This window comes from Intestinibacter sp. (assembly GCF_034113885.1).
GTDB lineage: Bacteria > Bacillota > Clostridia > Peptostreptococcales > Peptostreptococcaceae > Intestinibacter.
Genome location: NZ_JAXEWM010000142.1, coordinates 1 through 6,116, shown reverse-complemented (window position 1 = coordinate 6,116; position 6,116 = coordinate 1). Strand labels below are relative to the sequence as shown.

General features: G+C 30.5%; 5 protein-coding genes, 1 pseudogene and 1 other annotated feature. Of the genes and pseudogenes, 5 read left to right on the top strand and 1 reads right to left on the bottom strand.

Annotated elements, in window-relative coordinates:
* The 5 genes and pseudogenes from SPD90_RS08765 to SPD90_RS08745 all read left to right on the top strand — a co-directional run.
* A pseudogene (locus SPD90_RS08765) lies at positions 1-721 on the top strand (hypothetical protein); the annotation flags it as partial.
* 19 nt (positions 722-740) lie between these two features.
* A complete protein-coding gene (gene walR / locus SPD90_RS08760; RefSeq protein ID WP_320924976.1) occupies positions 741-1,439 on the top strand; it encodes a cell wall metabolism DNA-binding response regulator WalR in 699 nt (232 codons plus the stop codon).
* Between the two features lie 56 nt (positions 1,440-1,495).
* Entirely contained in the window at positions 1,496-2,869 is a 1,374-nt protein-coding gene (locus SPD90_RS08755) for a sensor histidine kinase (protein WP_320924977.1), read from the top strand.
* A gap of 57 nt (positions 2,870-2,926) precedes the next feature.
* Positions 2,927-3,664 carry a tRNA pseudouridine(38-40) synthase TruA gene (truA, locus tag SPD90_RS08750; protein WP_320924975.1) on the top strand — a complete coding sequence of 246 codons (738 nt, stop codon included), beginning with the start codon at positions 2,927-2,929 and terminating at the stop codon, positions 3,662-3,664.
* Between the two features lie 72 nt (positions 3,665-3,736).
* Positions 3,737-3,948, top strand: a binding site (T-box leader).
* 137 nt (positions 3,949-4,085) lie between these two features.
* Positions 4,086-5,297 (top strand): argininosuccinate synthase, encoded by a 1,212-nt coding sequence (locus tag SPD90_RS08745; RefSeq protein ID WP_320924974.1) that lies wholly within the window; start codon positions 4,086-4,088, stop codon positions 5,295-5,297.
* Between the two features lie 96 nt (positions 5,298-5,393).
* Here the strand turns inward: SPD90_RS08745 and SPD90_RS08740 are convergent, their stop codons facing one another.
* Positions 5,394-6,002: a DUF1349 domain-containing protein gene (locus SPD90_RS08740; RefSeq protein WP_320924973.1), complete on the bottom strand. Its 609-nt coding sequence runs from the start codon at positions 6,000-6,002 to the stop codon at positions 5,394-5,396.
* Positions 6,003-6,116: the final 114 nt, after the last annotated feature.

The following is a 6,116-nucleotide window of genomic DNA, read 5'->3' as shown; positions in this document are numbered from 1 at the left end:
TGTAGATAATTTTGAAGAAATAAATATATCTATTGGAGATATAACATCAAATGGCAAGAAGGCATTGTTCTTATCACTACCATATACTAAAAAAAGCGGTTACATGACAGATATAATTTATTTAGAAGATAATAAATTTGTAGATGCATTTGAAGAACACGAAAATATATTCAATTCGTACTACGTTAAATTTGAAGATATTAATAAAGATGGAATAACTAATATACCTATTATAGAGTCAAATAGCGTAACTATTGATACCTTTATTACAGATGCTTCACCTACAAGTGCAATAGTGAGCTGGAATAAGTACAATGAGAAAAAAGGTAAAGATGCGGACTTGCTATTTGTAAACCAAATTTATTATAATTATGAAAATAATTTTAAATTTTTAATACCAAATAATTTAGTTGGGAAAATATATGTCACTGAAGAAACTGAAGATACAAATAACAGTTTTAGAGTATATAAATTCTATTACTACGATTCAAATAATTTTTATAATACTCAGAATGAGGAGATTAAAAAAGATCTATTTACATTGAATTTGGTTGAAAAAAATATAGTCGATGACACAAACAATATAAAAAAATCAAATGTAGATTTATTTGAAACAGAAAAATATACATTTTCTATTTCCGATGTGAATGAAAAGCAATTGAAAAAATTTGACTTAACTGTAGATATAATAAAAGAGTATTTTTCAAAAATAAGTGAATAAACTTAGATGGAGGATAAAGATGAAGGAAAAAATATTAGTTTTAGAGGATGAAATAGGAATAAGAAGCTTTGTAAGTATAAACCTTAAAAGAGAAGGATATGAGATAATAGAAGCAGGTAGCGGTAGTGAAGCTATAGAAAAGATAACATCAAATAACGATATTTCAATAGCTCTTTTAGATGTAATGCTTCCTGACATGAGTGGTATAGAGGTATGTAAATATATAAGACAAAAATTTGATCAAGTCGGTATAATAATGCTTACTGCAAAGGCTCAAGAAGAGGACAAGTTAGAAGGATTTATATCTGGTGCTGATGATTATATAGTAAAGCCATTTAGTATAAAGGAATTGCTAGTTAGAGTAGCTGCTTTACTTAGAAGAGTTAAAAAAGAAGAAAGCTCTATGAAATTAAATAAAATAGTATCAGATCCTTTTGTGCTTGATTTGGACAAGAGAAAATTATTCAAAGACGGCAAAGAAATAGAATTAACTCCTACAGAATTTTCTATAGTAAAATATTTAATGGTAAATGCCAAGGAATCTCTAAGTAGAGATCAAATATTAACTGAGGTATGGGGTAATAATTATCTATATGATTTCAAAATAGTAGACGTAAACATAAGAAGAATAAGAAATAAAATAGAGGATGATCCATCAAAACCAAAATATATACAAACTATTTGGGGATTTGGATATTGTTTTAGAAAGGAAGACTAAAGTTGGTACTGCATTTAGAAGGCTTGAGAAGAAGGGTAGTAAAATACTATTTTATAATGATTGCAATTACTGTCGTATTATTCGAGGTTCTATTTATATTTTATATGAAGGAGTATTACCATGGAATGGCTAGGACTTATCTAGAGCAACAGGTGGATAATATTTCAGCTACAAATTTTACGAGCTTTGAAGACGCTATAAACGACATATTGGAAAGAGAGGGTGTCAATAAGGACATCAATCTAGGAATTCAAATTATAAATAAGGACAAAGAGGTATTACTCGATGAATACGGTATAAAAACTGGAGAAAAATTAAATTACGATGATATAAATAATGCACTTGCAGGGATTGAAGGCTACAACATCTTCACATATAACATCTTAAAGACAAAGGACCACGTAATGAGTATATCTGTCCCGATTAAAATAAATAATTCTATCGAAGGTGTAGTTAGGTACAGTATATCCTTAAATGAAGTAGACAACGTCATGATAAGGATGGGAATTGGTATTTTTTTCGGAGGGATTTTTATATTGTTTATTTGTTTTCTTTTGAGCTTGAGATTTGCCGATTCTCTAATAAAGCCTATACAGGATTTGAAAAAAACCGCAAATCAGCTGGCTCAAGGAAATTACAATATAACTTTAAATAACGAAAAGCTACACGACGATGAAATTGGAGATCTAGTCAGAACCTTTGAGCATATGGCAAAGGAAATAGATAAAACTAGAAAATTAAAAGAGGAATTTATATCCTCAGTTTCTCATGAGCTTAGAACACCTCTTACATCTATAAAGGGATGGAGTGAAACTTTAGGCTATGAGGGAATAAGCAAAGAGGAGCTCGATTTAGGGCTTGGAATTATACAGGATGAAACAGAGAGACTTATAACATTAGTAGAGGAGCTTTTAGATTTCTCACGCTTAGCATCAGACAGAATAAGACTTCAAATAGGCAATGTAAACGTGGCTAAGCTTGCCAAGGATGTAGTAAATCAGCTTGGAGTTAAGGCGCGTGAGAAAAATATAACTCTACTTACAGAATTTAATACAAAAGAAAGAGATATAGTCGAGATACAGGGAGACAAAAACAGACTTAGACAGGTATTAATCAACCTTGTACAAAATTCGATTAAGTTCACAGATGAAGGCGGATATATAGTTGTGAGATTATCACAGGGAGAAGAGTATACGACTTTTTCTGTAACAGATAACGGCATCGGAATAGAAAAGCAAAATCTAGATAAAGTTTTAGAAAAATTTTTCCAAGAGGATTACAACAAATCAGGAAGCGGTATAGGCCTTGCAATAAGCAACGAGATTATAAAGCTTCACAAAGGAAAAATGATACTAGAAAGCGAAAAAGGAGAAGGAACAAATATCACGTTCACTTTAAAAAATAATTTAATAGATGATATTGCAGAATAGGGAAAAATGTGATTTATTCACATTTTTTTCTCTTATCAAAAAGAAAAGAGGAAAAACATGAGAAACATAAAGATGGTAATTGAATACGATGGAAGCAATTTTAAGGGCTTTCAAAAGCTAAAGGACAATCAAAATACAATACAAGGCAAGCTAGAAGCTGTTTTAAGTCAATTGACAGGTGAGAATATAGAAATAATAGGATCTGGAAGAACTGATATGGGAGTTCACGCATATGGACAGGTAGTCAATTTCAAGACAAACTGCGACTATTCACTAAGTAAAATCCAAAAGTATTTATACGAATACCTGCCACAATCAATAGGAATAAAATCTATAGAAGAGGTAGACGACAGATTTCACAGCAGATATAACGCCAAGAGAAAGGTGTATCTATACAAAATAGACAACAACAAATACCCAAGTCCATTTAACAGAAAGTACACTTGTCATGTGGCAAAAAAACTAGATTTGGACTCTATGAGAGAAGTTTCCAAGGTATTTATAGGAGAACACGACTTCACGAGCTTTTGCTCGTCTAGATCTAAAAAGAAAAGCCATATAAGAGAAATTTACTCTATAGCTATAAACGAAAATGACGGTATTATAGAAATATACGTAGAGGGAAATGGATTTTTATACAATATGGTAAGAATAATCGTGGGAACACTTATAGATGCAGGTCACCACAAAATTACAGCCCAAGAAGTAAAAAATATACTAGAATTAAAGGATAGATCAAAATCCCCTGAAACTGCTCCAGCAAAAGGTTTGTTTTTATACAGAGTAAAATATTAGAATAATATATACAAAATACTGTTGACATTTTTACCCATTTGATTTATTATTAATTCATAAATATTTAATAAGACAAATTCGTTGAAGAAGAAAGTAGTTTATTTTAAATTTATAGAGAGCCGAGGACGGTGGAAGCTCGGTAATGATGAGATAAATGAAGAGAGCTTTGGAGAAGATTATCTGAAATTTCAGTAGGATAATAGGAGTACCTTGCCTTAAAAGGGAGAGTGAATAAGTTTATCTTATTAATTAGAGTGGTAACGCGGAAGTATTTCGTCTCTTGATTTTACAAGAGGCGTTTTTTATATAATTAGGATAAATTTATTAATAAGAGTGGTACCGCGCAATGTCGCCTCTTAGTAATTATTACTAAGAGGCTTTTTTAATTAAAATAACGTGATTTATTAGGAGGACAATAAAAATGAAAGAAAAAGTTGTATTAGCATATTCAGGTGGATTAGACACTTCAATAACTATTCCATGGTTAAAAGAAAATTATGATTTAGATGTTATAGCAGTTTGTGGATTTGTTGGTCAAGATGACGACATGAGTAAAATAGAAGAAAAAGCTAAAGCAAGTGGAGCTATAAAAGCGTATGTTGAAGATTTAAGAGAAGAATTCATAACTACTACTATATATCAAGCAATAAAAGCAGAAACTCTATATGAAAATAGATATCCTCTAGGAACAGCTTTAGCTAGACCTATAATAGCTAAAAAATTAGTTGAAATAGCTCAAAAGGAAGGGGCTAAATACATATGCCACGGTTGTACAGGAAAAGGAAACGACCAAGTTAGATTTGAAGGAACTATAGCAGCACTTGATCCATCTATAAAGGTTATAGCTCCATGGAGAATCTGGGATATAAAATCAAGAGAAGATGCAATAGACTACGCAAATGAACACAATATACCAATAACAGCAACTAAGAAAAAAATATATTCAGTAGACGACAACCTATGGCATGTATCTACTGAAGGTGGAGATATAGAATACTTAGAAAACGAACACAACAAAGACATCTACAAAAAAACTTGTTCACCAGAAGATGCAGTAGATGAAGCAGAATATGTAGAAATAGGATTCGAAAAAGGTATACCAGTATCTTTAAATGGAGAAAAATTATCACCAGTAGAATTAGTTGAAGCAGTTGACAAATTAGGTGCTAAACACGGTATAGGTATAGTTGATATATTAGAAAACAGATTAGTTGGTATGAAATCAAGAGGTATATATGAAACTCCAGGAGGAGAAATATTCTATGCAGCTCACAACTACTTAGAAAGTGCTACATTAGATAAAGATACTCTTCACTTAAAACAAAGATTATCACTTGAATTCGCTGATTTAATATACAATGGTAAATGGTATTCTAAAACTTGTAAAGCAATAAATGCTTTCATGGATGAAACTCAAGAAAATGTTACAGGTTCTGTAAAATTAAGATTATACAAAGGTAACATAAAACCAGCTGGAATATTCAGTGACCACAAATTATATGATCAAAGTATATCTTCATTTGGTGACAGTGAATTATATGACCACAAAGATGCTGAAGGCTTCATAAACTTATTCACATTACCACTTAAGATAAATGCTATGACTCAAAACGGTAAAAAAATGACTAAATAATTGGTTTTGAAGTGAAAAATTTTTAGACTAGAAAATAAAACAGCTTTCTCTGATAATATTAAATCTCCAGAGAAGGTTGTTTTTTATGGAAAAATATTAAAAATTTTTGTCTGGTTGCTGTCCATCATGAGCTTTCCACTGGCATTCCATGATTTGCATATTAGTAAATATCGCTTTAAATGAAGAATCCTCTGGTGAACATGCATAAATACCAAAAGTAATTTTACCATCTCCATGAAACATATGACATATCCTCATCTGATTAAAAGTAATCCCATCAGAAGAACACTCTATGCAATAATCATCTTCTCTTCTACTTAAACGATACCACATAGATTTAACAGAAGCATCTATAGTCGTAGTAGCCCAATCAGAATACCCGTGATTTGTTACAACACTTCCTAAATGTTGATATTTATTATTTTCATACTCTATGGATGCTTTTAACCAGTTTTCACTATCTAAATACATAACAATACCACATTGGTCAAATCTATGATTACTTTCATTAAACTCTGTTTTTACTACGAAACTAAAATACTTTTCATCTGTTTCCATCTGTAAAACAGGGGCGTTATCATTTTGAAAATGATAATATGTTCTTTGCCATAAATCAGTATGTGGTTTTGTAATAATTTCAATTTTATTATCATCTATTTTGTAATGTTCTGGCTCACGTGTCCATTTTAAATCCTTTAAATTCATTGCTATTCTCCTCTACAAATTCTTATTTATCTATAATAATATCAAATAATTATTTATATTACATTAAGTTTAAAATTTTTTTTATGTGTTTATACATATTTATGATATAATAAA

What these genes read in the sequence shown, in the direction of transcription:
- SPD90_RS08755 (WP_320924977.1), top strand. Translation starts at nt 1,496, where the DNA reads ATGATTGCAATTACTGTCGTATTATTCGAGGTTCTATTTATATTTTAT.
- SPD90_RS08745 (WP_320924974.1), top strand. Translation starts at nt 4,086, where the DNA reads ATGAAAGAAAAAGTTGTATTAGCATATTCAGGTGGATTAGACACTTCA.
- walR (WP_320924976.1), top strand. Translation starts at nt 741, where the DNA reads ATGAAGGAAAAAATATTAGTTTTAGAGGATGAAATAGGAATAAGAAGC.
- truA (WP_320924975.1), top strand. Translation starts at nt 2,927, where the DNA reads ATGAGAAACATAAAGATGGTAATTGAATACGATGGAAGCAATTTTAAG.
- SPD90_RS08740 (WP_320924973.1), bottom strand. Translation starts at nt 6,002, where the DNA reads ATGAATTTAAAGGATTTAAAATGGACACGTGAGCCAGAACATTACAAA.